Genomic DNA, 25,093 nt, shown 5'->3' on the forward strand with positions numbered 1-25,093 from the left:
GGAGTTTGCTGTCTCGCATGGCATCCGCCGTGGTGCCGGTGGTTCGCTACGTGCGCCAGAACACACGAGGCTGGCCGGCGAAGCTCGCCGTGCTCACGGCGCTCAAGGGGCTGCGCCGCATCCATGGTCCGCGGGACTTCGTGGTGCGCACCTCCTGGGGCTTTCGGTTTGCGGGGAACACCGCGGACCTGGTGCATGGCGCTGTCTATGCCGTGGGCGTATGGGAGCCGAGCCTGACGGCGTGGTTGCAGTCACGGTTGGTCGCGGGAGATGTCTTCGTGGATGTCGGTGCGAACGCGGGCTACTTCACGCTGTTGGGGGCCGCGTGCGTCGGTGCCACGGGCGGGGTGGTGGCCATCGAGGCCTCGCCGCGAAACTTCGAGTTGCTGCAAAGGAACTTGTCCCTGAACCCCGCCGCCAACGTCCGCGCTGTGAACATGGCCCTGGCGGATGAGGACTGCACGGTGAAGATCTACCCTCCCGATGCGGGCAATTCCGGCACGGCGATGACGTGGAGGGATGAGCGCAGAGGACGCGCACCCGAGAGCGAAGTGCCCGGGCGCCGGCTGGTGGACCTGCTCACGCGCGAAGAGGCTGCCAGGGCCCGTGTCATCAAGGTGGATGTCGAGGGGGCCGAGGGGTGTCTGGAGAGTGGGCTGGACGAACTGCTGGAGCGCTGTCATCCCGAAGTGGCGTTTGTGGTGGAGTTCGACCCCAAGCTCTTCCACCTGCAGGGACGGGATCCCGCGCGCTTCCTGGCGCGGTTCATGAACGCCGGGTTCGCGCTGTACACGCTCGACAACCACTCGGTGGAGCCTTACTGGGAGGGCCCTCGCGACATGGCACCGGCCGAACCCGGGCAGGTCCTGGCCGGAGGTATCGTCGACCTCATCTTCCTGAGGGACTCGGTCGCCGGTGCTTCGCGGGCTCCGCGACGCGTGGGGTGAACCGTCGCCGTTGGGACGCGGCTTCGCGTCGCCCCAAGGCCGGTGTCGGAGGTGCTGGTACAGGGAGCGGTCGAGTCAACCAATGAGTCCCGGGGGATGCTGGGTTGGCCCTGGAGAGAGGGCCAACCCACCCATTGAATCAGTTGCGGACGGCGATGTAGCTGAGAGTTGCTCCATTCCAACTGCCTTCGCCGTTCTGAAACCGGTACTTGAATGCGCCGAACGCCTGCCACTGGTAGGTGCCCGAGGCCTGAACGGTGCTATCGAACAGCAGAAGGGCATTATCGCCCTCGCTGCCCACTTCCTCGAAGCCCACGCTTGTGGGGAGCACGAGCACCGACCAGTCGCTCACGGCGGTGTTTCCCTGCGTGGCGAAGGTCTGGCCATGCGTGGCGGAGCCAGTGAAGCTCGCGTCGCGCGAGACCAGCAGGTAGCTCACCTGGCCTGCGCCTACGAACGACAGGCCCTGGTTGGAATGGCGGAACTTGTAGGGGGCTTGGAGCTGCCAGGTGAAGTTGTCGACGATGGTGTAGGACGTCGAGAACCGCAGCAGGGAATTGTCGAACTCGGAGCCGGGCTCTTCGAAGCCGGCCGACGCGGGACTGACGATGATGTTCCAGTCCGCCACCGACGTGCCCGATGGCACGGCAAGGTTCTCACCATGCGTGAGCGTACCGGCGGCGCTCAACGCCTTGCGGACCAGCAGATAGTCGACGGCGCCGGAATACCAGGTGCCACTCCCACTGCTGTTACGATACTTGAAACGGGCCCAGACCGACCACTCAACGTTGTTGAGAGGAGAAGCCGATACCTCGAAGCGCAGGAGGGCATTGTCGCCCTCGGAGCCGATCTCCGTGAAACCCATGTTCCTGGGAACGACCAGGATGTTCCAATCGCTGACGCTCGTTCCCGGTGGGGCAGTGATGATTTGTCCATGATACGTCGTGCCCGCGACGGCATTTGCGGCCATCGCAACCGAGGGGACGATGAGGGAGAGGACTGCGAGAAGAATGAGATGCACTCGGATGGTGAGCATGGTGAGGTCGCTGAGTGTGAGGTTGGGCTCGGTCTGTGGTTGACTGGCCGTGAGGGCCAGCAACACAAAGTGTACCATCGAACAAGTCGATTGCATGTAGCGCGGTGCTTCAATCTGGAGAGAGCGGTCGCCTTTCAGTCGCTCAAGATGCAAAACGTAAGGCGGTTTGGGGACTACTATCGCGCACCTTGTGTGACAGGGCCACGCGGTGTTCTCGCGCCCGCGGATGACCTCTATGGCAGAGCTGGATCTGAAGACTCGGTATGGCCAGTCATCGAAGGCCGGCGCCTCGGATACATCGTGTGTCAAGCCGTGGAATACGAAACCCGGGATAGGAGCGCGTTGATGCCGGTCCGCGGTGTGACGGCCTCAACCCGCCCGTATCCTCCTCATGGCTCCGCCGCACGCCGGGCCTGCTCCAGCCCGGTCTGGCATTCGGCGGGTGCCTCCTGCAATCTCAAGCAGCGGTGGAACGCCGCTTCCGCCTCACTGAATCGCCGCTGCTCCATCAACACCGAGCCCAGCGCCTGCCAGGCGAGAGGATCCTCGGGCGCGAGCTGAGCCGCCTTGTCGAGGTTCTGGCGCGCGCCTTCCAGGTTCTGCTCCTGGTAGTCCAACATCCCGAGGGTGCGGTGGAAGTTGGCGTTGTCAGGGGCGGCGTCCCGCACCGTGGTGAGCTCCTTCCGGGCCTCCTCCCGCCGGCCGAGTTTCATGAGCGCGAGCCCCAGTCCATGCCGCGCGTCGAGCAGGTCTGGCTTCAAGCTCAGTGCCTGGCTGAAGCGCTTCCGCGCTGACTCGGGGTCCCCTTCCTTGAAGTAGGTGAACCCCAGGTTCAAATGCGCCTGTGGGTGGTCTGGGTTGAGCTTGATCGCCAGGCGGAGGTGCCGCTTCGCCGTCGCGGTGTCATTCCGCATCAACGCGATGACGCCCCTGTTGGCGCGCAGCTCGGGGTGCTGGGGACTGAACTCCAGGCCCATGTCGCAGTGAGCCTCCGCCTTGTCCAGGTTCCCCCTGGCCAGTTCCTCCGCACACAGGTCGAGGTGGTTGCCCAGGAGCCCGCACTCGATGACCGGCGGGTCATGCGCGCAGGCAGCGAAGAGCAGCGTCGCGGTGGAGGAGAGGGCGAGAGCGGGCCTTCGAAAGCGCATGGAGGGTGAATCCTAGTCCGCGCGGGTGTCGAGCCTGCCGATGGCCATGACTCACCGCAGCCGCTCTGCTCGCGGGGGGATGACTGCTGTCAGGGCCCTGATGACCGTGGACATCAGGGCTCGCCCCTGGCCTGCCGAGTCCCTCCCTCCAACCTGTTGAAATCAGGGAGGCGCGTTGCCCACGTCGTGCGACTTGAGCGTGGCATGTCGGGTGCAATCAGACAGGACATCGCCGCACTGAACCACTCACCGCGCTGTTTGAGGAGCATCCCATGCGTACTCGCCGCCTTGGTTCGTCCCCCTCCCGTTCCTCGACCTTCCCTTCCTCCTCGACGTCCAAGCCCAAGCCGCCCGCGCGCGCCAACACGCTCCCCGCCTCGGCGCCCTCTTCGCAGACCCTGAAGCCCTCGCAGACGAAGCCCGCCGCGAGCACGCCGACCGCTCCGGAGTCCAAGCCGGTGAAGCACCCGGGCATGCCCGAGGGGGGGCCGTCCTACAGCCCCTGGGAGAAGACCACGGGCCAGGCCTCGGACATCATGGTGAGCGGCGGTGACAACAAGCTCACGCCGCCCCCGGGCGCAATGCAGAACATGCTCGTCGACAGGCCGGGCCGGCCCTTCGAGAAGGACACCTACGGCGGCGGCAAGCTGAGCGGCAACGTGGGCTCGATGCAGGCCTCCACGTCGAACTACAGCGGCAACGGCGTGCGCTACCAGTCGGCCCAGGCCGAGGTGAATGGGCCTGGCGCCGCCTACGAGCTGCAGAAGACGCACGCGGGCCGGTATGGCGTGACGAGCGGCCAGCTCACCGCCGATGCCACCAGCTTCAAGGGCCAGGCCCAGGCCGGGTATTCGCTGGACAGGAACTCGCACGCGTACACGGGGGCGCTGACGGCGAAGGCGGAGACGGGCGTGGGCGTGGGCGCGAGCGCGAGCCACGACTTCAACCGGCACGTGGGTGGGTACGTGAAGGGCGACGCCAGGGCCTCCGCCAACGCCTATGCCGAGGGCGTGGCCAGCCTGGACCCGAGGACGGCCACGGCGATGCTCTCGGGCCAGGTGGGTGCGTCCGCCACGGCGGGTGCGTACGGCACGGCGGGCGGGCACCTGGGCCGGCTGCATGGCTCCGTCACGGGCGGCGTGGTGGCGGGAGCGGCGGCCCAGGCGGGCGGCAAGGTGGGGCTGGAGAACGGCTTCTTCAAGACGGCCGCGGACGTCAATGCCGCCGCGGGTGTGGGAACCCACCTGAAGTCCGACGTGGCGGTGGACCTGCGTCACCACATCAAGCCGGGCATCGCGTCGGGCCTGCGCCCCGCCCTGGGCACCGCCACGAGCGTGGCCTCGCCCGCGAGCACGATTCAGCCCGAGAAGTCGCGCCTCGAGAACCTCTTCGCCAGGGCCTTCCACACGGCCTGATGCCCCTCGGGGGCGGCGGCTTCGATGGCCGCCGCCTCCACGAAAACGTCCCTACGTCAGCCCGCCGTGAAAGCGGGTGAACGCGGCCAACGCGAAGCTCGTGCAGCGGGTGTCCGCACCGCTCGCCACGCGCGACCTCCTCGACTTCGACCGCATCGCGAAGAAGCTCATCGCCGCCCTCGACAGGCCCGACGACGAAGAAGGCACTTCGACGAGCACTTGAAGAGGACGCACCGTGCCCCACCCTGATGCGTGGGACACGGTGCGTTCAAAAGTGACTCAGCGCTGGAAGCGGCCCGTGAACGCGGGGGCGGTGGCGCTCCACGGCGCGTCGAAGCGGGGACTGCTCACAGCCCCTCCGGTCCGCACGTCGGAGGTCACCTGGAGGAAGTAGTGGCCCCCGGGGTAGAGGAGCTCCGGCGGAAGACGGAGCTGCGTCTCGGTCGTGCGGAAGAATGCTCGCTGGATGCGGCCCGTCTGATTCGTGCTCGTCGCGTAGAGCCCATACAAGCGCACGGTGTACGAGGTGGGCGTGCCCAGGACCGGTGCACTCCAGGTCACCAGGGGCGTCTCGCCCACGCCCTGGAGCCCATCCTCCGTGGCGGCCAGGCCATTGATGCGAAGGTCGCGCGGCGGGCCCACCGTGGGGCTGAGCCGCAGGGGCTCGCCTTCCTGGAACGGCGCATGCGTATAGACGGTGAACCGGACCGACGCCGGCACGGTGTTGCCACCCCCCTCCCGGGGCACCGAGTAGGTCATGGAGCCCGCCGCGATGTTTGCGGCGAACCGGGTCCACGATGCCGGGAAGGGGTCCGCGAACTCCAGCTCCTGGGTGACAAGCGGCTGGCCTGGAACGAGGTTGGTGCCGAAAGCCAGGTCGAACCAACTGGCGTAGCTGCCGAAGCGCATGAAGCCCGGCAGCGCTCCGACAGTCAGGTCCTGGGTGTTGCGCAGCGTGACGCGGGGATGGGCGGCGAGCGCCAGGGCCTCGAACTCGGAGGCGTTGATCCGCACCGTCCGCGACGAGGTGGCCTGGGGCAAGAGCATCCCCGTCAGGCTGACCGCGCCGCCCCCGGAGACGACGCCTCCCGGGCTCCCGCTGGAGACCTCGAAGCCCCGGCGCACCTCCCGGAGCACGTTCAGTCCCCCGGCGACTGGAGCGCGCGACACCAACTGGCCGACGTGCACCGTGTCCCCGCGCTCCAGGTCGATACGACCGACCCGGTTGCCGCAGTATTCGAGGGACGTGTTGTACCCGGTGCCGCCGGAGAGGACCGTCGAGCCCACCACGGGTCCCAGGGCCGGTGAGGCACAATCCCGCAGGCTGAGGTAGGTGAGGCCCGCTCCGAACGTGCTGATCTGGAGCTCGTCCCCGGAGGCCCATGGGTTGAGCCCGCTCAGGTTCAAGTTGAAGCGCGTGCCCTCGGGCTCCGGCTCCAGGTCGGCGCGGCCCGCGAGCGCCTGGCTGAAGTCCGGCGTACGGCTGTGCGTCCAGTAGTAGGCCGTGCCGATTTGCAGCAGGTAGGGCGTGTTCTCCACACCCTGGATGACGAAGGTTCCATCCCGCAGTCCGAGGCCGTAGTGCGACGTATAGGTCCCCTCCGCCGTGGGCACCCAGGCGACGATGAAGTTCGTGCTCAGGTCGGTGGGACGCGTGACGGTGGAGCCGTCCTCCTGGAAATAGAACGTGGAGCTGTGACCGAGGACCGTCGTCTCGTCGCAAGGAGGGGTGTTGGACCCTGGCCGGACGGTGAACGTCACCTCCGTGGCGGCGCCGCTCGCGTCGGTGATGATGGCGGTCACCTCGGCGGGGGCGTCGAAGCAGGCCGGGGCGGTCCAGTCCGCGGAGGCCGAACCCCCGCTTCCGCGAGTCGCCACGAGGGTGCCTTGCGAGGCCACCCAGGAGACGCTCAGCGCCGTTCCTTCCGGGTCATGCGCGGTGAGTTCGAACGTCACGAGCTGGCCGAGGCCCGCACGCTGGAAGGACTGGGAGACGCCGTCCACGACGGGGACCCGCTGTATGTCCACCTGGGGGCCGGGGCCCACCTGGAGGGTGAGGGTGCCGTCGTGAATGCCGCCAGAGAGGTCCGAGGCGAAGACGCTGAAGCCGCACCGGCCCTCGACAGGGGCGGCGCTCAGGGTGAACGTCGGGGTAGGGGCGTTGACGAAGTCGAAGGTGCCCTCACACGTGGAGGTCCAGTAGAAGTACAGGGTGTCTCCATCCGGGTCGGAGGCCGAGGCCGCCAACTGCGTCGGTCGACCCACGGCGAGCACGGAGGGCGCCCCCATCATCGCGCTCACCTCTGGCCAGGTGTTGAGGCGCACTGTCACCGCGGCGCGGCCTGTCGGGCCTACGTTCCGCACGGTGAGGTCGACGGTGACGGTGGCCGTGGCGTTCTTGGAGTCCCGCACCTCGAGCTGGATGCGCTGCACGCCCTCGGTGGCGGGTGCGGTCCACGTGGTGGACGCGGCGGACGGGGGGCTGAACGTGCCCCCGGGCGCGCTCCACGTATAGGTCAGCGTGTCACCCGGGTTGTTGTCGTGCGCGACCGCCGAGAGGGTGAGGGATGCCCCCGGCTCCACTTCATTGGAGGACACCGCGAGCGAGTCGATGATGGGGGCCTCGTTCTCGAAGGGCGGGTGGGGATTGGCTTGCTGCAACACCATGAAGACCGCGGCCACTCGGCCGGCATGGATGGCCATGGGACTCACATGGCCCGCGTAGAGGAGGGTGGACGCCGCGTCGTACGCGTTCGCCGTGAAGAAGCGGTCAGCCCCCGCGGGGATGTCGTGGAGCGTACCGTTCCACGTGTTCCCATCGCGGACGAGGTCCATCCCCAAGGCGGTGGGGATGCCCGGGCCATGGACCTCCACTCGGATGCGCGCCACGTCGTCGGCCGACAGTGCCTGGCCGAGCATGACCTTGACGTCGGCACTCGCCGCCGGAGGCAAGGCCCTCTCGTCTCCACCGCAGGCCGCGAACACTCCCAGGGCAAGCACTGTCGTCACCAGGGACGCGGCACGCCCGACACAAAGAAACACAGACATTGAATCCCCCTCTTGGTTGAGCGGGGCTATAGATCAGGAGGTGGCTCTCCTGCAAACCTGTCGTTCGCGGCGGGGAGGCACCTCGGATGGGACTGCGTGGGGTATCCTCTGCCCCCACCTGCCGGGTTGCTGGCTGCTTGAAGAGGCCTGGCTGTATGTGGCACCGGCGGTCAAGAACGATGTGGGGGCTCCTGGACCCCAGGAGGGGAGCAGCTCACTGTTTCATCCTTCGAGTCGAGCGTGCGTTGGCTTGTCTGGCCGAATCCCGCCCAGGCCAGTAAGCCCGTTAAGTCTCGTTGTTTGAACAAGGCGGCTTAATCAGGTTATGTTCTCGGGGTCGGTCATCTCGCCGGCACACACCCCAAGGACAATCACCCGTGAAGATGAAGACCCTGATTATCAGTCTGGCGTTCGGAGGCCTGTTGGCGGCGTGCGGTGGCGCGCCGGAGGAAGTGGCCGACACCGAGGTTCCTGTGGGCGAGGCGGAGCAGGGTGTTTGCGAGGGTTATGATCGCGGCGCGCGGCACTGCACGTTCAAGTGCACGGCCAACGACTGGCGTCACTGGTATGGCTACAACGACGTCGCGTGGGGCCAGTGCGAGAACGTGGCGCGGCGTGACTGCGGCAGGGAGCCCTACAGCGTCTGCTGGAGCATTCCCTGAGTCGGGCCCCACCCCTCTTCACCCCAGGAACCCCTCCCATGAAGAACCTGATGAATCCCCTGATGATGGCGTTGGTGTCCATGGCGTGCCTCTCCGCGTGCGGCGGAGCTCCCGAGGAGATGGCCGAGGAAGCCGCTCTGCCGGACCCCTCGACGGCCGTGTTGTCGAGAGACCGTGTTCCGGGTGAAGTCAGCGCGTCCTGGACCGCGAACTGTGCTGGCTGGGCGGACGGCGGGCGCACGTGTTCGTGGCGCTGCCGCAGCTCCAGCGAGTGGATGTGGGCCACGCAGAGCGTGGCGTATGGGCAGTGCAATGCCTACGCGAACAACTTCTGCGGGCGTGATGCCTACGCCACCTGCTGGAGCAGCAACCCGCATCCGTAGTCGCGATTGACGTCCGCGATGTCTCGGAGGCCCCGGGCTCCCTTTCGAGTCTGGGGCCTTCTTCATTTCGGGGGGTGTGCGGAGTCGCCGACCTTGTGTGTCATCTCGTGGTGCGTGTCTTTGGGGTGGTGGTTGGCTTTGCTGGACAGCTGGGCCCACTCGCGTGGAGCGAAGCGCTGGCGCCTGTTCAGACTCCCAGCCGGGCGGAGATGCAGGACTGCAGGGAGTGGCGAACCTCCTCGAGCGTGGTGCCGCTGACCACGAGGCGCCCCGCGAAACCCGAGTCGCGCAGCTTGTCGGCGGCGAGCGCCTCCCTGCGGGGACTCGCGACGGTCTCGACCCCCGGCGGAGTCGCGGCGAAGCGCTGCACCTCCACCGTCACACCCTTCGCGCGCAAGGTCTCCCCGGCACGAAGCTCGTCCTCGGAGGCGCACGTCACCTGCCCCACGTAGGCGCCAGGTCCTTCGCGGAAGGGTGGGAGCGTGGGGACTCTCTCTCCCAGGTGCGTCTCGAAGACGAGCTCCGCCCACTTCATTCCGGTGGCTCTATCGACCAGCCCCGAGAGTCCCCCTCCGGAGAGGCGGAAGCCCATCTCGACGAAGAAGGCGCCTCCCTGATTGCGGAGGAGGTCCACATGGAAGGGGCCCTCGCGGTAGCCCGTGGCATCCAGACACGCCTGGGCCAGTGCGCGCAGGGCGGGCTCCGCGCGGTCTCCATGCGTGGCGATGTGGCCCGCCTCGCGAAAGCCACGCAGCTCGGGTGTGCCTGGCGCTGGCTCGCGCGTGACGAGCTTCTCGCAGGTGGTGAGGAGCAGCGCCCGCCCCTCATGCGCGAGCCCCTGGATGGAGTGCTCGCGTCCCTCGATGAACTCCTCGAGCAACACCCGCTCGAAGCGCCCGCCGTCGTAGTTGGACAGCTCTCCCAGCGCCGCCAGGGCCTGGTCGCGTTGCCGCGCATCCTCGACGAGGAAGACGCCCAGGCCGCCACTCCCGTTCGAGGGCTTCACCACCAGGGGAAAGCCCACCCGGGTGAGCATGGCCGACGCGCCCGGTGAGCCCAGCTCGAAGCTGACGTGGCGCGGCTGGAGCACGCGGGGACATGCGTGGGCCAGGGCCTCGCGCTGTCCCCACTTGTCGAGGGGATTGAAGGCCCCATGAGGCCACCGCTGGCGAGGCCCGTGCTCCATGACGGGCGCGAGCGCGAAGGCGCATTCCACGTACCGCTCGAAGCCCGCGAGCAGCAGCGTCACGGGGACACCGAGCGACTCGAGGAAGTGCTGGACCTCCGCGGGCTGCGAGGGGTGCTCCACCGGAAGTTCCAGGTCGAAGGGGCGGCGACCCAGTTGTTGCCGCCAGCTCAGATAGGCGGGCGTCTCCACGAGGATGGTCTGCAGTCCGCGCCTGCGAGCCGCGTCGAGATAGGGCTCCAGTCCATCGCGGGTGGCGCCGAGCTGGACGAAGGCGCCCGAGGAAGTCGTCGTCATCAAGGCCATGCGAAGTGCCTCATCGCCCCGAGAGGGTTGCCAGCACCGCCGGCCCAATCGAAGCCGGGCTCGCCCTGATGGCATCCGGGCGCGGTTCACTCGCGAGGTCGGCCTTCAGCAGATCCTTCTTTCCCTCCCGGGTCATCCCAGCGCCGAGCGTCCGTGGACCGAGCGTCCGCCCCTGGACGATGCCCATGCCGCGCCGTTGCGAGAGCGTGACCTGGAGGGCCTTGCTCTCGTCGAAGAGGGCAGGTGCATGTGTCGCCCACAGCACCTCCTCGTGGAGCGCACCCCGCTCGTCAGCGCGTCAGTCCCAGACGAACAGCCACTTGAGGCCCTTGCCCAGGCCATAGAACACCCAGCCCACGGGCCCGGGCCGCACCGGTCGCTGGAAGTCCAGGTACACGGTGGATAGCGCGATGCTGCCCTCCAGCCCCTCCAGGCGCGACTTGAGGGTCTCGTATTCGAGCGTGATTCGCTCCAGCTCCTTCTCCACCTTGAGCGTGTCCTCGACGGTGACAGCGCGCTGGAGCAGCTCCAGGTAGCGCTCGCGAATCCGCGTCACGTTGTCCAGGCGCACCTTGAGGTCACGGTGCGTGTCCGTCACGTCGTCGGCCGAGACGCTCTTGTTCGCCACCGTGCCCAGGGCGGGCACAGCGGCCAGGAAACCTTCGAATCGCTCGGCGGGGATGCGCACCACGACGGCCTGGGTCATCGCCTGCTGGGCATAGCCCCCATGGGACTTCGCCAACGCGATGGCTTGCGCGGGCCCTTGCTCCGGCTCGTCGCGCTCCAACTGCACCGTGGCGCGGTGGATGATGGACCGGTTCTGCTCGGCCGCTCCCGGGGCGCCGCCCGTCGCCAGGCCGTCCATGACGTCCGCGCGCTCGTGGACACGAGAAGAGGAGCACGCGACGAGTGCGAAGAGTGGGACGAGGAGGAGCGGGCGCACGGGGTTCCTTGGAGAGAGAGGACAGTCGCGGACTTCCTCCAGGACACACCTGCGATTATTCGCGTTCCATCCTCACGCGTCAGCGCCCCCTCCTGGAGGGCACCGACGGAGGGAACCACGACTTCAGGAAACGCGGGAGGCGGGGGCGGGGAGCGGCTGCACGCCGTCACCCTCGTAGTAGATGCTCGCGCACCCCTTCTCGTAGACGACGAGCACTCGATCACTCTGGCCCAGCAGGTCGGAGGCTTTCTCCGTGGCCTTGCGGACCAGGGTGTCGAACTTCACCGAGCCCTGCTTGCTGCTGCTGGCCCGGACTGTCACGACTGGCATGCGGTGTCCCGCTCCTTGGTGCCCCACGGTGGGCGGCTCCAGGCAAGGCCCGGCTCCGTATCCATCCGCAGGTAACGAACGCGTCATAGCCAACCCAACACTTCGTTGACAAGCGCTCCGCTCCGTGGCGGGAAGATGGTTCCTATGGACCGCAAGCTCTTCGTTTTGCTGGTTTTTACGCTGGGTCTGGTTTCCACCGCCCAAGCCCAGTCACGTCCGCGCCGCGTGCACACCTCGCCCACACCCGCCTGGTTGCCCCGAGGTGTCCTCGTGGGCGCCTCTCTGCGCGAGGAGCTCCTCACCACGCGCCTGAAGGTGCAGTGGGAGTGGGCCTTCTTCCAGGACCGCAAGGACGCCTTCGTCTTCCTGCTTGAGGGTGGGGTGGGGTGGGGCGCGTCGATGCCGACCCCGGAAGCAGGCAAGCCGGAGACGCTGCTGGGCTCGTACTACGAGCACACCGCGCAGGTGGGGGTCGGCTACCGCAACCACCTGCCCCACGGCCTTCACTGGGGCTTCCAGGTGACGGGCGGACCCGTCTTCTACGGCGCCCACTTCGACGGCGGCGCCCCCGCGGACAAGAACACCGTGGGCATCATCGAAGGCCGCCTCCAGGCGGGCTACCAGTTCGACACGTTCGCGCTGGGACTCGCCGTGGGCTACGGGGAACCCTTCGGCCTGAAGAGGCGCTACCTGGGCCGGAGCTTCGTGGGTGGCCCGCTGCTCGGGTTGTTCGTGGATTGGCGGTGAAGTCCGCGTAGACTGGGTTTCGCGGGAATCTCCCCCCTCCCGCGCCCCCTGTATGCCCGAGCTGCTGAGCGCCCATGTTTCGCGGTACCTGCGCAACCGGGGCGACCTCGAGCGGCACCTGCCGCCCGGGCTGCTCGTCTTTTCGCCTCCGGCGGTGGTGGAGAGCCTGGCGGACCAGGAGGAGTACCGGTTGAAGACGGTGACCAACGCGGGGCCGCCGACGCTGGGGGCCCACGAGCCGGTGGTGTTTCCGGTGGTGAAGTGCCGGACGAACGCGTTCGGCCGGGGCGTCACCGTGGGCCGCACAGGGAACAACGACGTGGTGCTGGATGACGGCAGTGTGTCGCGATTCCACGCCTGGTTGGCCCGTGATGAAGCCCAGGCGGGTTTCCTGCTGACCGATGCGGGCTCCAAGAATGGCTCGTGGCTGAGCGGGGTTCGGCTCACCCCTCGCAAGCCCGTCCTTTTGGAGGATGGCGTCCGGTTGCGCTTCGGACAGGTGGAGCTGGCGTTCTACACGGCAAGCGGCTTTGTCAGGATGCTCGCGGTTCGGATGGCTCCCTGAGCCTTGCCACGTCTCAAGCGGCCTGCATAACGTGCGGAGTCGCCTACAGTCACACACGGGAGTGTTCGCGGTGGCCTTGACCACAGAAGCCTTCGGACTGACCGACGTCGGCCGCAAGCGGCAGCACAACGAAGACGCGATGTTGGTGGACGTGCCGCTCGGCCTGTACGTGGTCGCCGACGGCATGGGCGGGCACGCGGCGGGAGAGGTGGCGAGCAATCGGGCCACCGAGGTGGTCAAGCAGCACATCACCGCGAACCGGCATCTGCTGAAGGACCTGGGCAACAACCCCACGGCGGACAGTCGTTCGGCGGCGGCGGCGTTGGTGGAAGTGGCCGTCCAGCGGGCGTGCGCGGACATCTACCGCACGGCGATGACGGACTCGACCAAGCGGGGCATGGGGACGACCTTCGTGTGCCTGGCGGTGGGTGGCAACAAGGCCGTCATCGGCCACGTGGGCGACAGCCGCGTCTATCTGGTGCGGCACGGGCAGTGTCACCGGCTCACCGAGGACCACACGCTCGTCGCCGCCCAGCTCAAGGCGGGCACCATCACCAAGGAGCAGGCGGCGACGTCGCAGTACCGCAACGTGATTACGCGTGCGGTGGGCATCCAGGAGTCCGTCCAGGTCGACACGCTCATCGTGGACCTGGTGCCCGGCGACATGTTCGTCCTCTGCTCGGACGGCCTGCACGGCTACGTCGAGGATGAGGAGATGCTGCCGCTGGTGTCGGGGCTTCAGCCGGCGGACCTGCCCAAGCGGCTCATCGACATCGCGAACGAGCGCGGTGGCAAGGACAACATCACCGCGGTGGTGGTGAAGGTGGCCGGCGACAGCGCCGCCATGGCCAACGAGGAGACGAGCGAAGCGCAGTCGCGCATGGAGGCGCTGCGCAAGATTCCGCTCTTCCGTCACCTCACGTACAAGGAGCAGACGGCGGTGTTGTCCATCGCCACCACGCGCACGTATCCCGCGGGCCGGGAGATCGTGGTGGAGGGGCAGCCGGGCGAGGAGCTCTTCGTCGTCATCCGGGGCCGGGTGGCCATCGAGAAGAACGGCGTGGAGATCGCCGAGCTGCGCTCTGGCGGCCACTTCGGAGAGATGGGCCTCATCGACAACGCGCCGCGTTCGGCGACGGTGCGCGCGACGGAGCCCACGCGCACCATGGTCATCTCCCGTCCGGACCTGATGGGGCTGATGAAGCGCGAGTCCATCCTCGCGGTGAAGATGCTCTGGAGCTTCGTGCAGGTGCTGAGTGACCGGCTGCGCGCGACCAACTCGGAGTTGAGCGAGGCCCGACAGGAGCTCGCCGTGGCGCAGGCCATCCAGCCCTTCGCTGAAGAGTGAGGAGACCGACCATGAGCCAGCGCACCCGTCGTGGTTCCGTTGTCTCGTCCGGTCCGCGTCAGACCCGCCATGTAGCTTCCCGCCAAACCATGGTGGGAGGTCGGATGGCGAGGGCGGTGGGGCGGGATGTCATGGTGCGGTTGATGGGCGAGGTCGCGGAGCTCCGAGAGGAGATGCAGACCACGCGGACGCATACGCGAGTCATGGCCTCGAGCATGGGCTTCGTGCTGAAGAGCATGGGGGTGATGCGCGAGGACATGGGCGTGATGCAGGCCAACATGGGCGCGATGCAGGCGAACATCGAATCGCTTCGCGCGAACGTGGACTCCCTGAGCGCGAGCACGGACTCCCTGCGCGCGAACATGGACGTCATGATGACGCACATGGAGACGGTGGCGGGTGAGCTTCGAGGCCTGTCCGGTGGACTCCAGCGGATGGAGACGCACGCGGGCCGCATGGCTCGGCTGCTCGGCTCGTTGGCGGATACGACGAACGCGCGCTTCGAGCGGGTGGAGAAGCGACTGGACGCACTCGAGGACGACACGAAGCAGTGACCAACGCATGACGGTGTTTCCCCGGTGGCAACGCAGGCCACCGGGTGGGAACGCGTCATGGGGGGAGCGTCCGGGAGAGGACGGGGTCCGGAATTTCCGGAGGGAATCACCCGTTCCGGGCCCGGCCGCGGGCTAAGGTCCGAGTGACGTGCGCATGCGCAACTGGATTCTCATAGGGGTGATTTCCGCCCTGGTGGTGGCCGGGGCAGCCTGGCTCTGGTCCCATTCCGAGAATGGGCCTCGGAGCCCTGCGTCCGCCGCGTCCCTGGATTCCACGCCGAAGTCGCTGCCCGAGTTCTCCGCGGTGGAGGTCTCCTCGGGAGGCCAGGAGGGCCTGGCGCTCACCGGCCGCGTGCTGGATGCGTCGGGCAAGCCCGTGTCGGGGGCGGAGGTGTTCCTCGCGGCCAGCGCCGAGCGGACGCTGGCGGACGTGCGCTGCGACGAGTGCGACCAGGCGCTCCTGTCCTGCCCGGCCCGCGAGTCCGCGTTGCACACGCTCGCCTTCTTCGAGCAGCAGCGAGGCTTTCTCAGTCCACGCGCGACGGTGCGCACGGACGAGCAAGGGCGCTTCCGTTTCGAGCACCTCGTCGGTGTGTCCTTCTCCGTGTGGGCGCGCGCCTCGGGGTTGGGGGTGGCGCTGAGGGACAGGGCGGCCCCGGGAGACCCGGTGGAGCTGTACCTCCCGCCCTTGCGCTCCATTCGAGGCCAGGTGGTGGACGAAGCGGGGCAGCCGCTCAAGGGGGCTCGCGTACACGCCGTGTCCCGTCGCGTGCCGCTGCCCTTCGAGGCGGAGTCCGGCGCGGAAGGTGCCTTCTCGCTGGATGGCCTGGGCGAAGGGCCTTTCTACGTGTTGGCGATGGCGGAGGGCTACCTGCCCGCCGTGGAGGCTCACGTCGAGGCGGGGCCGCAGCCGGTGCGGTTGCAGCTGACTCCCGCGCGCACGCTCGAGGTTCGCGTCATGCGACAGGGCCAGCCCGCGGCCGCGACGGTGCGCCTGCGTGCCGACCATCTGTCGCGTGAGCTGCGCACCGAAGGCGAGGTGGTGCGTTTCACCGGCCTGTATCCGGACGAACTGGTGGTGACGGCGGAGGCCCCGGGTCTGGGCTCGGCCCCGCGCACGCTGACGCTCGACGCGCGCGTGACGCAGGTGACGCTGGAGTTGGAGGAGGCGGGCAAGCTGCTCGTCACGGTGGTCGACGAGGCCGGACAGCCCGTCCCCACTCCGGAGCTGATGCTGCGCACCTCGCGGGGCGAACTCGTCCGGCGTGAGCGCGCGGCCACGGGCGCATTGGTGGAGCTGGGGCCACTGGCCGTGGGCGAGTACCTGCTGGAGGGCAAGGCGGAAGGCTTCCGCGACGTCCAGCTCCCCGCTCGCGTGGGCAAGGGCGAGACGACCCTGGAGCTGGAGCTGGAGCGCGCCACGCTCATCACCGGACGGGTGATGGACGAGTATGGACGTCCCGCGCCCCGCGTGTCGGTGCTGGTGCAGCCCACGGGCGAGTCGGTGCTGGCGGATGGGGAAGGGCGCTTCGCGGCGCAGGTGCCTACGCCGGGCCTGTATGAACTGCACGCGCACCACTCGGAGTGGGGCGGTGGTCAGGTGAAGGTGACGGCGCCGGCTTCCGGTGTGGAGCTTCCGCTGGAGCCCCATGCCGCGCTGGAGGTGACGGTGTCATCCGGCGGTCGCCGCGTGGAGGGCGCGGACGTGGTGGTGTGGGTGGATCAGGAGGGCATCTTCCGGAGTGACCGTCCCTCCGGCCCCGATGGCGTCGTGCCCATGCGCGGGCTTCCGGAAGGGTCCTACTCGATGGTGGCCTCGCATCCGGACTACCAGCCGTCCGAGCGGCGGCAGGTGACGGTGGTGGAGGGTCAGACGCTCAAACTGGAGGCGGAGCTGAAGCCCGGTGCGCCCCTGACGGGCGACGTGGTGGACACGCAAGGCACGCCCGTGGCGGGTGCCTCGCTGTCGGTGGTGCCGCGGGGCGCGGAGCCTGTCATCAGCGACGCGCGGGGCCACTTCGAGTTCCGCTCGCTGCGCCCGGACCGGGGCTACCGCCTGGAGGTGAAGCACTCCGGCTATGACCAGACGGAGCGCGCGGAAGGCAAGGCGGGCGGGCCGCCGGTGAAGGTGGTGCTCAAGAAGCGCGATGTCTTCCGGGGGCGCGTCGTTGGCGATGACGGCGCTCCGGTGCGCCGCTTCCGGATGGACGAGCATCAGGTGGACAGCCCGGATGGCCGCTTCGAACTGGCGCTGCCCACCGCGGGTGACCGTGTCATCGTCGCGGTGGATGCCTCCGGTTACGAGCCGCTCATGGTGGACCGCCCGGTGTCACCCGAACTGGGCGACCTGGTGCTGGAGAAGCTGCCGAGCATCAGTGGCCTGGTGAGGGACGCGAGCGGAGGGCCGGTGGCCGACGCGGTGGTTTCCTGTGAGGTGTGCGACGAGTCGGTGCTCTCGGGACCGGACGGCCGCTTCACGCTGGCGAGCCCCCCTTATGTCGCGCGCTACACCGTCTCCGCGCGCAAGGGCCGGCTGAGCGGAACGCAGGCGGTGGAGCGCGGGAATCGCGCGGCGCTGGAGCTGACGCTGAAGCAGGCCACGCGCCTGAGTGGTCGCGTGTTCCGTCCGGGAGGACAGCCGGCGGCGGGCATCGAAGTCGAGGCGGTGAATGGCGACCGAGGCGAGCCGCTTACCATCGTCACCGGTCCTGACGGGGGCTACTCCGTGGACGTGGCGCCGGGCAGCTACCGGTTCATGCTGGGCTCGGGACTCGAGTACTCGGGGGAGCCCGCGCTGGTGGTCCAGGTGGGCGGCGCGGAGATGCACCTGGACCTGGGCCCCTCGCCCGGGAGCGCTTCGCTCACGGTGCAGCTCAAGCCCGAGCGGGGCAAGGCGCTCTGGGTCGTGGCCGGAGAAGTCCCGGTGTCGAGCAACCCGCCCGCACAGGAGTTGATGCGCTCGCGGTGGGCGCACCTCGTCTATCAGCCGCGCACTGAGCAGGTCATCGTGTCGGGCCTGCCTCCCGGCCGCTACACGGTGGTGTGGGGCGCGTTCCATGTGGAGACCCCCGGTGGCCCGGAAGTGCGCGTGGTGGATGTGCCCTCGCGGGGCGAATTGACGCTGGGGCGTTGACGCGTCGGTGGCTTGGGCACTGCTTCGGTTGCGAGCCGACGGGCGGGCGCATTAGGAAGCCGCATGGACGTATCGGCACTGAAGGGCCGTCGCATCGTGGTGGGCGTGGCCGGTGGCATCGCCGCGTACAAGGCTTGCGAGCTGGTGCGCGAGCTGGGTCGGGCGGGCGCCGAGGTGCGGGTGGCCATGACGGAGTCCGCTCGCCAGTTCGTCACCCCGCTCACCTTCCAGGCGCTCAGCGGGCATCCGGTGCTCACCGACTACTTCGACCCCTCGCAGGAGGGGAACTTCGGGCACCTGGACCTGGCGCGCTGGGCGGAGGCCTTCGTGGTGGCTCCCGCGACGGCGGACCTGCTGGCGCGAGTGCGCGCGGGCATGGCCAACGACGCGGTGACGACGTCGCTGCTGGCCTTTCGAGGGCCGGTGGTGCTGGCCCCGGCGATGAACGTGGCCATGTGGGACAACGCGATGACGCAGGAGAACGTGGCGGCGCTCCTGGCACACGCGCGCTTCTCCTTCGTCGGTCCTGGCGCGGGCCTGCTGGCCTGTGGCGACGTGGGTGAGGGGAGGCTGGCGGACGTGCCGGCCATCGTCGCGGGAGTGGCCGCGCGCTTCGCCCCAGGGCCGCTCGCGGGCAAGCGGGTGTTGCTGACGGCGGGCCCCACGCGCGAGTTCCTGGACCCGGTGCGGTTCATCTCCAACCCCTCCACGGGGAAGATGGGACTGGCGCTGGCGCATGCGGCGCGTGCGCTGGGTGCCTCGGTGACGGTGGTGTTGGGGCCCGTGGGCGCGGTGGACCGCGCGGGGCTGGAAGTCGTCGACGTCGTGTCCGCTGAGGACATGGCGCGCGAGGTCCTGGGGAGGGTTGGAGAGGCGGACGTATTCATCGCCACGGCGGCGGTGAGTGACTGGCGCCCGGAGACACGGGCCGCGCAGAAGGTGAAGAAGGGCGCCGCCTCCGGGCCGGAGACGTTGAAGCTGGTGCGCACGCCGGATGTGCTGGCGGAGGCCTCGCGGAAGGTGGCGGGGCAGGCGCGTCGTCCGGTGCTGGTGGGCTTCGCCGCGGAGACAGAGCGGGTGCTGGAGCACGCACGCGAGAAGCTGGAGCGCAAGGGGCTGGACGCGATTGTCGCCAACGACGTGACGGCGCCCGGCGCGGGCTTCGGCACCGACACCAACCGGGTGACGGTGTTGACGCGCGCCGGCTCGCCACGAGAGCTCCAGGGCACCAAGGACGCGGTGGCCCGGGGAATCCTCGAACTGCTGCTGGTGGAGCAACGCCCGGCGAACGGCTGAGCGGCGGGCCCCGGAATCGGCGGACAGGGCTGAATGCCGCTCCAGGACGTCCGAGCGACAGGTCTGTGACGCGATGTGTGGGCCCAACGAGGACTTGACCCGGTGGGTGCCGGTGGGCCCGCCGTGGCGAGAGGCGTACGGTCGCGAAGGATGACCGCTTCCTTGCGCTCGGTCCCGTCGTCCGATACCGATCCACCACCGTGAACGACGACTCGCCCGATGCCTCGCAGGAACTGAGCGCCGTGCTCGAGGACGTGCGCCGTCACCTGCTCTGGCAGGAGGACGGTGCTGGCCGGTTGCTGATGATCGACGCGAAGGCGGCGGCCGAGCTTCAGCGCCTCGCCCCCTCCATGCGTTCGCGATTTGCTCGGCCCGGTGGTGCGGCCGAGCCCACGGCTGCCGCGCCCGAGCGCCGACCTGGCCCCGTGCAGGGCTCGCCCGGTGCGACGCCCCCCGTCGCTCCCCCGATGGCCGAGCGCCGACCCGGCCCCGCGCAGGTGCCGCCCGGTGCGACGCCTCCCAGCGCGCCCCCCATGGCCGAGCGTCGACCCGGCCCTCCGGCGAGCCCCCCGGATTCGAGCCGCGCGGCGCCCGTGTCGCGTCCGCTCGTCGATGCGCCCCCGCCTCCTCGTGCGGAGGCGCCCGTGGCGGCACGCGCGCCGCTGTCTCGTCCCTCCGCTCCCGCGAGCGCCGGAATGCTGCTTGACGTTCCCCGGTCGTCTCCAGGCGGAACCACCGCGTTGCCGGGGAGTGTCGACGGTGAGCGGCCGACGTTGGACCAGGTGCGTCGCGAGCTGGGGGACTGCCAGCGCTGCAAGCTGTGCTCGGGCCGCAAGAACATCGTGTTCGGTACGGGCAACCCTCGCGCGGAGCTGGTGTTCGTCGGCGAGGGGCCGGGCGAGAACGAGGACCTGCAGGGCGTTCCCTTCGTGGGCGCCGCGGGAGATCTCCTGACGAAGATGATCGAGGCGATGGGCTTCCGTCGCGACGACATCTACATCTGCAACGTGGTGAAGTGCCGGCCTCCAGGCAACCGCAATCCGGAGCCGGACGAGATCGCCGCGTGTGAGCCGTTCCTCCGGGCGCAGCTCGCGGCCATCCAGCCCAAGGTCGTCGTGGCCCTGGGCAAGTTCGCGGCGCAGACGTTGCTGCGCGATTCGACGCCCATCACCCGAATGCGTGGTGCCTGGCGCGTTTATGAGGGCATTCAGCTCATGCCCACCTTCCACCCCGCGTACCTGCTCCGCAATCCAGCGGAGAAGCGCAAGGCGTGGGAGGACCTGCAAGCCGTGATGAAGATCTTCGGCAAGAACCCGGGCTCGCGCGCATAGCGGGGCCTCGGGGGGGAGACTCAGATGAGGGGATTGTTGGAAACGCGCGAGGTGCAGTCGCCCGCGTTGGAGTCCAATCCGTTGGGCGACCCGTCTCGGCGGCGGCTCACCGTGTACCTGCCGCCAGGGTATGGCGAGGGAGACCGACGCTATCCGGCCGTGTACTTCCTGCACGCGTTCGGCAGCGGCGGCGGAAGCTGGACGAATGCCTCGGGCTTCGCGCCCAGCGTGCCCGAGCGGCTGGACGCGCTCATCGAGTCTGGCGCGGTGCCGCCGGTGGTGGGCGTGTTCCCGGATGGCTGGACGTCCCTGGGCGGCAGCCAGTGGATCAACAGCGACGCCATCGGCCGTTACCGGGACTACCTGGCCAAGGACATCGTCGGCTTCGTGGACCGCACCTTCCGCACGTTGCCCAAGGCGGCGTCGCGAGCCGTGCTGGGACACAGCTCGGGCGGGTATGGCGCGCTGGTGATGGGGCGCTACCACCCCGAGATTTTCTCGCACCTGGGCGCGCACTCGGCGGACTCGTATTTCGAGTACTGCTACCTGCCGGACCTGCCGAAGGCGGCGGGCGTGCTCCTCAAGGCCGGAGGCATCGAGGCCTGGCAGGGCGAGTTCCGCCAGCGCGTGCGCGAGACGAAGATGCGCGGCGATGACTTTCCGGTGGTGAACACGCTGGCGATGGCGGCGGCGTACTCGCCGAAGAAGGGGGAGCCGCTCAACCTGGAGCTGCCCTTCGATGCGCAGACGGGCCGGTTGAAGATCGACGTGTGGAACCGGTGGCTGGTGCATGACCCGGTGCGCTTCGTGCCCAAGTTCCTGGACGCCTACCGGAAGATGAAGACCGTCTTCCTGGACTGCGGCACCCGAGACGAGTTCAACATGCGCTGGGGCACGCGGATGCTGGCGGACGACCTCAAGAACGCCGGCGTGGAGCTGGTGCACGAGGAGTTCGAGGACGGCCACTCCGGCGTGAGCTATCGCTTCGAGCGGTCGCTGTCGGTCCTCCTGCCGAAGCTCGCGCGGGAGTAGCGGACCGGGCGCGGCGTCGGTCCTGGACGGGCCCCATGGGACGTGGGGCCCCGGGACTGATTGCCGCGTGACGTCATCCCTCGGAAGCGTGACGTTGCGCTGGCCATTGCCCCAGGGGAGCGGGTAGAGGCAGAGCGCCCGCGCGCCACGGTGGCTCGGTGGCAGGTGCGGGAAGACCTTCAGGGAGATGGGAACATGAGCAACGACCTCTACGGGCTGTCTCGCGTCGTCGGTGAGAAGGGTGTGCTGCCGCAGCGTGCGCGGAAGCTGGACCCCTCGCTGCCGTGCCGCGACTCGGAGGTGCTCATCGACGTGGAGAGCCTCAACATCGACGCGGCCTCCTTCAAGCAGATCAAGGGCGAGGTGGGCGGCGCCCCCGCGCGCATCGGCGAGCGCATCCAGGAGATCGTCCGGGAGCGGGGGAAGATGCAGAACCCCGTCACGGGCTCGGGCGGCATGTTGATTGGCCGCGTGAAGGAGATTGGCGCCAAGCACCCGGCGAAGGGGCAGCTCCAGATTGGAGACCGCATCGCCACGCTGGTGAGCCTGACGCTGACTCCGCTGGTGATTGAAGAGGTGAAGGCCGTCCAGGTGGACATCGACCGGCTGGACATCCGAGGACACGCGGTGCTCTTCGCCAGCGGCATCTACGCGAAGCTCCCGTCGGACATCCCGGACACGCTGGCGCTGGCGGCGCTGGACGTGTGCGGTGCGCCCGCGCTGGTTGCGCGCTACGTGCGGCCGGGCATGACGGTGGCGGTGCTGGGCGCGGGCAAGAGCGGGGCGCTGTGTCTGGCGCAGGCGCGGCGCAACCTGGAGAGCCGGGGCAAGCTCATCGCGCTGGACGTGTCCCAGGCGGCGCTCGACATGCTGTCGTCCATCGGCCTGTGTGACGTGGCGCTGAAGGTGGATGCCACCCAGGGCGTGGACGTGATGGAGGCGGTGAGCCAGGCCACGGATGGGCAGCTCTGTGACCTGGTGGTGAACTGCGCCAGCGTGGGCAACACGGAGATGGCCACCATCCTCTCGGTGAAGGATGGCGGCACCGCCATCTTCTTCTCCATGGCCACCAGCTTCACCACGGCGGCGCTCGGCGCCGAGGGCGTGGGCAAGGACGTCACCATGCTGGTGGGCAACGGCTACGTGCCCGGTCATGCCTCGCTGACGTTGGCGCTGCTGCGCACGGAGCCGGCGCTGCTCCAGCTCTTCGCCACGCGCTACGTCTGAGCGAGGCAGCGGGGCGTAAGCCCGTCCAGAGAGGCTTGCTCCCCGCGCGTCAGGCCCCTGTCGCCGCATCCTCCGCGAGGCCATCGGTCGCGACGTGAGCGTCGTGTCGCACTACCTCGCGGCGGAGGAAGCGCCATCGGTCTCGGGCGCCACGGGTGCCTGGGGCTCGGTCTGCGTCCGCGCCCAGTCGCCGACACTCCGGCCGCTGGCATCGCGAGCCTCGGGAGAGGCGCCCTTCTCGCGGAGCTGGTCCACGACTTCCCGCCGCCCGAAGAGGGAGGCGAACATCAGCGCCGTCTGGCCCAGGCTGTTGGCCTGGTCCACGGCACATGGCTGTTGGTTCAGCAGCGCGACGACGTCGCCGTAGCCCTTGAAGGCCGCGCCCATCAGCGCCGTGTTCCCGCGCTTGTCGCCCGCGCATGCATCCGCACCCGCCGCGAGCAGCGCGCGCACGGTGTCTAGATGGCCGTGGTACGCCGCGAGGATGAGCGGCGAGAAGCCCCGCGAGTCGCGAGCCTCCACGGGGGTTCCGGCCTTCAGCAACCCCGTGACAATCTCCGTGTCACCGATGCGCGCGGCGGCGAGCAGGTAGTTCTCCGCCTCGCTCGTGGCCAGCATCCGCCCCTGGGGCGCGGGCTCCGCGCGCAGGGACCACCAGGCGGCCGTCAGCACCGCGCACACCAGCACCAGGAGACCGAGGGCTCCGAGCAGCACCTTGCGAAACATGGTCGTCCTCCAGACGAAGTCGGATGAGAAGGCCGGGGCGGGGGAGGCCACCTCGCCGGGAGCGCGCCTTCCCTGGCCACGCCCCGGCCGTCTCTCAAGGGGGCCCGGCGCACCTTGGCGCCGGGCCCCGTGTGAATCACCGCGAGCTTCAGCGCGTGGCGAGCGGGGCCACGGCGGCGCGAGCGTCATCCACCTTCACGCCCACCGCGTTGGCCAGCTTGGTGCCGTACTCCGCGTTGGCGACGTAGAAGTGGCCGACCATGCGCGCCTTCACGCGGGCGTCACGCACCTGGCCCAGGTCCGCGGCCAGGTTCTTCACCAGCCGGTCCTTCGCGGCCGCGTCGAGCGCCGTGTAGAAGGCGCCCGCCTGCGAGAAGTTGTCCGTCTTCTCGATGGGCTGCTGCTGCGTGGTGCCGGACAGCGCGGCGCGCGAGAAGAGGTCGGCGGGGGACTCCTGCGACTCACGGGCGATGCTCGGCTCGTAGTTCACGTCCGACTTCGTGTTGGCGATGTTCATGCTGCCCGCCTGGTTGTTGCTGTTCACCGAGGCGCGCGAGCGGTTGACGGCGAGGGACTGGTAGTTGGCACCCACGCGGTAGCGCTGCGTGTCCGCGTAGGAGAAGAGCCGGCCCTGGAGGAGGCGGTCCTCGGACGGCTCGATGCCGGAGGGCTGTACGCCGGGGGAGAACGCGGCCTGCTCGGTCTCCTCGAAGAAGTTGTCCGGCATCTTGTTGAGGACGAACTTGCCCAGCTTGACGGAGGGCACCTTGTCCTCCGGCCAGATCTTCGTCGGGTCCAGCGGGTTGAAGCTGAAGCTGTCCAGGTCCTTGGGGTCCAACACCTGCGCGGACAGCTCCCATGCGGGGAACTTGCCCGCGCCAATGGACGCATACAGGTCCGTCGTCGCGTGCTGGTGGTCCTCGCCCGCGGTGCGCGCGGCCTCCTCGGAGGTCAGGCTCTTGACGCCCTGCTGCGAGGCCCAGTTGAACTTGACGTAGCGGTACTCACCCTTGGCGTTGACGAACTTGAACGCGTGGACGCCGTGCCCGTTCATCTGGCGGTAGTTCGCCGGGATTCCGATGTCCGAGTACACCTGCGTCAGCATGTGCGTGGACTCGGGGATGTGGGAGAAGAAGTCGAAGAAGCGGTTCGGGTCCTGCTTGTTGTTGATGGGCGACGGCTTGAGCGAGTGCACCATGTCCGGGAACTTGATGGCGTCGCGGATGAAGAAGATGGGCAGGTTGTTGCCCACCAGGTCCCAGTTGCCCTCGTCCGTGTAGAACTTGAGCGCGAAGCCGCGTGGGTCTCGCAGCGTCTCCGGCGAGCCGGACGGATGGATGACGGTGGAGAAGCGCACGAACAGGGGCGTCTTCTTCCCCTTGCTGGAGAAGACGGACGCGCGCGTCAGGTTGGAGAAGTTGCCGTAGCTCTCGAAGACGCCGTAGGCGCCCGTGCCGCGCGCGTGGACGACGCGCTCCGGGATGCGCTCACGGTCGAACCGGGCCAGCTTCTCGATGAGGTGGAAGTCCTCCAGCAAGATGCCGCCGCGCGGGCCGGCCGTCTTGGAGCTTTGATTGGTGCCCACGGCGGCACCGGTGTCCGTGGTGAGGGGCGGTGGATTGGCCGCGAAGGCAGGACCACTGAGCAACACAGCCGACAGCAACAGGGAGCGGGTTTTCATTCGAAGTCTCCTCTCGGGGGATGAGGCGGACCGCTCCAAAGCACGCGCC

The 25,093-nt window shown here is 68.7% G+C and carries 22 protein-coding genes; 14 read left to right on the forward strand and 8 right to left on the reverse strand.

Annotated features, from left to right (window positions below):
• Positions 1-17: 17 nt before the first annotated feature.
• Entirely contained in the window at positions 18-947 is a 930-nt protein-coding gene (locus tag HUA75_RS09450) for an FkbM family methyltransferase (protein ID WP_174486182.1), read from the forward strand.
• A 139-nt stretch (positions 948-1,086) separates the two neighbouring features.
• Here HUA75_RS09450 and HUA75_RS09455 read toward each other — a convergent pair whose 3' ends face one another.
• Positions 1,087-2,049 carry a hypothetical protein gene (locus HUA75_RS09455; RefSeq protein WP_174486183.1) on the reverse strand — a complete coding sequence of 321 codons (963 nt, stop codon included), beginning with the start codon at positions 2,047-2,049 and terminating at the stop codon, positions 1,087-1,089.
• 323 nt (positions 2,050-2,372) lie between these two features.
• On the reverse strand, positions 2,373-3,131 hold the full coding sequence (locus tag HUA75_RS09460; protein ID WP_174486184.1) for a tetratricopeptide repeat protein: 759 nt from the start codon (positions 3,129-3,131) through the stop codon (positions 2,373-2,375).
• Positions 3,132-3,403: 272 nt separating this feature from the next.
• On the opposite strand from HUA75_RS09460, the gene HUA75_RS09465 reads away from it, so the two are divergent.
• Positions 3,404-4,546: a hypothetical protein gene (locus HUA75_RS09465; protein WP_141646686.1), complete on the forward strand. Its 1,143-nt coding sequence runs from the start codon at positions 3,404-3,406 to the stop codon at positions 4,544-4,546.
• Between the two features lie 76 nt (positions 4,547-4,622).
• A complete protein-coding gene (locus HUA75_RS09470) occupies positions 4,623-4,769 on the forward strand; it encodes a hypothetical protein (protein WP_174486185.1) in 147 nt (48 codons plus the stop codon).
• A 56-nt stretch (positions 4,770-4,825) separates the two neighbouring features.
• Here the strand turns inward: HUA75_RS09470 and HUA75_RS09475 are convergent, their stop codons facing one another.
• Positions 4,826-7,594 carry an Ig-like domain-containing protein gene (locus HUA75_RS09475; RefSeq protein ID WP_174486186.1) on the reverse strand — a complete coding sequence of 923 codons (2,769 nt, stop codon included), beginning with the start codon at positions 7,592-7,594 and terminating at the stop codon, positions 4,826-4,828.
• A gap of 377 nt (positions 7,595-7,971) precedes the next feature.
• Here HUA75_RS09475 and HUA75_RS09480 point away from each other — a divergent pair, with 377 nt between their 5' ends.
• Both HUA75_RS09480 and HUA75_RS09485 read left to right on the forward strand, forming a co-directional pair.
• Complete coding sequence (locus tag HUA75_RS09480) at positions 7,972-8,256, forward strand: hypothetical protein (protein ID WP_174462496.1); 285 nt, start codon at positions 7,972-7,974, stop codon at positions 8,254-8,256.
• Positions 8,257-8,294: 38 nt separating this feature from the next.
• Complete coding sequence (locus tag HUA75_RS09485; RefSeq protein WP_174456821.1) at positions 8,295-8,639, forward strand: hypothetical protein; 345 nt, start codon at positions 8,295-8,297, stop codon at positions 8,637-8,639.
• Positions 8,640-8,826: 187 nt separating this feature from the next.
• Here HUA75_RS09485 and HUA75_RS09490 read toward each other — a convergent pair whose 3' ends face one another.
• The 3 genes from HUA75_RS09490 to HUA75_RS09500 all read right to left on the reverse strand — a co-directional run bounded on the left by HUA75_RS09490 (position 8,827) and on the right by HUA75_RS09500 (position 11,404).
• Complete coding sequence (locus HUA75_RS09490; RefSeq protein ID WP_174478796.1) at positions 8,827-10,131, reverse strand: acetyl-CoA carboxylase biotin carboxylase subunit family protein; 1,305 nt, start codon at positions 10,129-10,131, stop codon at positions 8,827-8,829.
• Positions 10,132-10,429: 298 nt separating this feature from the next.
• On the reverse strand, positions 10,430-11,074 hold the full coding sequence (locus HUA75_RS09495) for a DUF4349 domain-containing protein (protein ID WP_141649335.1): 645 nt from the start codon (positions 11,072-11,074) through the stop codon (positions 10,430-10,432).
• A 123-nt stretch (positions 11,075-11,197) separates the two neighbouring features.
• The gene (locus tag HUA75_RS09500; protein WP_141649336.1) at positions 11,198-11,404 is read right to left on the reverse strand and encodes a hypothetical protein; all 207 of its coding nucleotides are present in this window, start codon (positions 11,402-11,404) and stop codon (positions 11,198-11,200) included.
• A gap of 270 nt (positions 11,405-11,674) precedes the next feature.
• On the opposite strand from HUA75_RS09500, the gene HUA75_RS09505 reads away from it, so the two are divergent.
• From HUA75_RS09505 to HUA75_RS09545, 9 genes are all read left to right on the forward strand, one after another.
• Positions 11,675-12,151 (forward strand): hypothetical protein, encoded by a 477-nt coding sequence (locus tag HUA75_RS09505; protein ID WP_254624210.1) that lies wholly within the window; start codon positions 11,675-11,677, stop codon positions 12,149-12,151.
• A gap of 52 nt (positions 12,152-12,203) precedes the next feature.
• Positions 12,204-12,716 carry an FHA domain-containing protein gene (locus tag HUA75_RS09510; protein ID WP_141649050.1) on the forward strand — a complete coding sequence of 171 codons (513 nt, stop codon included), beginning with the start codon at positions 12,204-12,206 and terminating at the stop codon, positions 12,714-12,716.
• 61 nt (positions 12,717-12,777) lie between these two features.
• The gene (locus HUA75_RS09515; protein ID WP_141649049.1) at positions 12,778-14,064 is read left to right on the forward strand and encodes a Stp1/IreP family PP2C-type Ser/Thr phosphatase; all 1,287 of its coding nucleotides are present in this window, start codon (positions 12,778-12,780) and stop codon (positions 14,062-14,064) included.
• 104 nt (positions 14,065-14,168) lie between these two features.
• The gene (locus HUA75_RS09520) at positions 14,169-14,618 is read left to right on the forward strand and encodes a hypothetical protein (RefSeq protein ID WP_141649048.1); all 450 of its coding nucleotides are present in this window, start codon (positions 14,169-14,171) and stop codon (positions 14,616-14,618) included.
• Positions 14,619-14,772: 154 nt separating this feature from the next.
• Entirely contained in the window at positions 14,773-17,751 is a 2,979-nt protein-coding gene (locus tag HUA75_RS09525; RefSeq protein ID WP_174486494.1) for a carboxypeptidase regulatory-like domain-containing protein, read from the forward strand.
• A gap of 63 nt (positions 17,752-17,814) precedes the next feature.
• Positions 17,815-19,047, forward strand: a complete 1,233-nt coding sequence (coaBC, locus tag HUA75_RS09530; RefSeq protein WP_174486187.1) for a bifunctional phosphopantothenoylcysteine decarboxylase/phosphopantothenate--cysteine ligase CoaBC — start codon at positions 17,815-17,817, stop codon at positions 19,045-19,047.
• A 200-nt stretch (positions 19,048-19,247) separates the two neighbouring features.
• Positions 19,248-20,378, forward strand: coding sequence for a uracil-DNA glycosylase family protein (locus HUA75_RS46575; RefSeq protein ID WP_174486188.1), 1,131 nt, complete (start codon positions 19,248-19,250; stop codon positions 20,376-20,378).
• Positions 20,379-20,402: 24 nt separating this feature from the next.
• On the forward strand, positions 20,403-21,410 hold the full coding sequence (locus HUA75_RS09540) for an esterase family protein (RefSeq protein ID WP_174486189.1): 1,008 nt from the start codon (positions 20,403-20,405) through the stop codon (positions 21,408-21,410).
• Between the two features lie 195 nt (positions 21,411-21,605).
• On the forward strand, positions 21,606-22,637 hold the full coding sequence (locus tag HUA75_RS09545) for an L-erythro-3,5-diaminohexanoate dehydrogenase (protein WP_174486190.1): 1,032 nt from the start codon (positions 21,606-21,608) through the stop codon (positions 22,635-22,637).
• A 111-nt stretch (positions 22,638-22,748) separates the two neighbouring features.
• On the opposite strand, the gene HUA75_RS09550 is transcribed toward HUA75_RS09545, so the two are convergent.
• Positions 22,749-23,363: an ankyrin repeat domain-containing protein gene (locus HUA75_RS09550; RefSeq protein WP_174486191.1), complete on the reverse strand. Its 615-nt coding sequence runs from the start codon at positions 23,361-23,363 to the stop codon at positions 22,749-22,751.
• Positions 23,364-23,511: 148 nt separating this feature from the next.
• A complete protein-coding gene (locus HUA75_RS09555; RefSeq protein ID WP_141646623.1) occupies positions 23,512-25,044 on the reverse strand; it encodes a catalase in 1,533 nt (510 codons plus the stop codon).
• Between the last annotated feature and the right edge of the window lie 49 nt (positions 25,045-25,093).

It is taken from the genome of Myxococcus sp. CA040A (assembly GCF_013336725.1).
Lineage (GTDB): Bacteria > Myxococcota > Myxococcia > Myxococcales > Myxococcaceae > Myxococcus > Myxococcus llanfairpwllgwyngyllgogerychwyrndrobwllllantysiliogogogochensis.

What these genes read in the sequence shown, in the direction of transcription:
- HUA75_RS09450 (WP_174486182.1), top strand. Translation starts at nt 18, where the DNA reads ATGGCATCCGCCGTGGTGCCGGTGGTTCGCTACGTGCGCCAGAACACA.
- HUA75_RS09460 (WP_174486184.1), bottom strand. Translation starts at nt 3,131, where the DNA reads ATGCGCTTTCGAAGGCCCGCTCTCGCCCTCTCCTCCACCGCGACGCTG.
- HUA75_RS09465 (WP_141646686.1), top strand. Translation starts at nt 3,404, where the DNA reads ATGCGTACTCGCCGCCTTGGTTCGTCCCCCTCCCGTTCCTCGACCTTC.
- HUA75_RS09475 (WP_174486186.1), bottom strand. Translation starts at nt 7,594, where the DNA reads ATGTCTGTGTTTCTTTGTGTCGGGCGTGCCGCGTCCCTGGTGACGACA.
- HUA75_RS09485 (WP_174456821.1), top strand. Translation starts at nt 8,295, where the DNA reads ATGAAGAACCTGATGAATCCCCTGATGATGGCGTTGGTGTCCATGGCG.
- HUA75_RS09490 (WP_174478796.1), bottom strand. Translation starts at nt 10,131, where the DNA reads ATGGCCTTGATGACGACGACTTCCTCGGGCGCCTTCGTCCAGCTCGGC.
- HUA75_RS09500 (WP_141649336.1), bottom strand. Translation starts at nt 11,404, where the DNA reads ATGCCAGTCGTGACAGTCCGGGCCAGCAGCAGCAAGCAGGGCTCGGTG.
- HUA75_RS09510 (WP_141649050.1), top strand. Translation starts at nt 12,204, where the DNA reads ATGCCCGAGCTGCTGAGCGCCCATGTTTCGCGGTACCTGCGCAACCGG.
- HUA75_RS09520 (WP_141649048.1), top strand. Translation starts at nt 14,169, where the DNA reads ATGGCGAGGGCGGTGGGGCGGGATGTCATGGTGCGGTTGATGGGCGAG.
- HUA75_RS09525 (WP_174486494.1), top strand. Translation starts at nt 14,773, where the DNA reads ATGCGCAACTGGATTCTCATAGGGGTGATTTCCGCCCTGGTGGTGGCC.
- coaBC (WP_174486187.1), top strand. Translation starts at nt 17,815, where the DNA reads ATGGACGTATCGGCACTGAAGGGCCGTCGCATCGTGGTGGGCGTGGCC.
- HUA75_RS09540 (WP_174486189.1), top strand. Translation starts at nt 20,403, where the DNA reads ATGAGGGGATTGTTGGAAACGCGCGAGGTGCAGTCGCCCGCGTTGGAG.
- HUA75_RS09545 (WP_174486190.1), top strand. Translation starts at nt 21,606, where the DNA reads ATGAGCAACGACCTCTACGGGCTGTCTCGCGTCGTCGGTGAGAAGGGT.
- HUA75_RS09550 (WP_174486191.1), bottom strand. Translation starts at nt 23,363, where the DNA reads ATGTTTCGCAAGGTGCTGCTCGGAGCCCTCGGTCTCCTGGTGCTGGTG.
- HUA75_RS09555 (WP_141646623.1), bottom strand. Translation starts at nt 25,044, where the DNA reads ATGAAAACCCGCTCCCTGTTGCTGTCGGCTGTGTTGCTCAGTGGTCCT.